The sequence below is a fragment of the Streptococcus sp. 1004_SSPC genome, assembly GCF_001069025.1.
GTDB lineage: Bacteria > Bacillota > Bacilli > Lactobacillales > Streptococcaceae > Streptococcus > Streptococcus vestibularis.
Genome location: NZ_JWGQ01000043.1, coordinates 1 through 387, shown reverse-complemented (window position 1 = coordinate 387; position 387 = coordinate 1). Strand labels below are relative to the sequence as shown.

At 37.7% G+C, this 387-nt stretch carries 1 protein-coding gene; it reads right to left on the bottom strand.

Translation table 11 applies throughout. The annotated features are described in order from the left end of the window. The coding region (locus ADF62_RS03305) for an IS3 family transposase (RefSeq protein ID WP_152901314.1) at positions 1–387 on the bottom strand (387 nt) is incomplete at both ends.

Genomic DNA, 387 nt, shown 5'->3' with positions numbered 1-387 from the left:
CCATTGTCTTGGATGCTTCAAACTGGCGTTGAATGAGATTCTCTGCTTTCTTGCCAACCTCTCTTTGATATGAATAATACTTACGTTTACAATGAATTAGATCACTTAAACCAAGAGCCTTCATCAGACGTTGTACTTTCTTATGATTTACTATGAATCCGCGATTTCTCAATGCGAGAGTCATTAGACGATAGCCATACTTTCCTTTGTGTTCAGTAAAAATATCTTGAATCTCAGCTTTAAGCTCTTTATCTTTGTCAAGCCAACCCAGTCTCTTCACCTGATAGTAGTAAGTTGAGCGAGCTAAACCGTCCGTTTCAAGATGTAAATCTAGTCGAAATCCTCTTGTGACTATTTCTCTAATTATCTCTGACTTTCTCGCTGTAA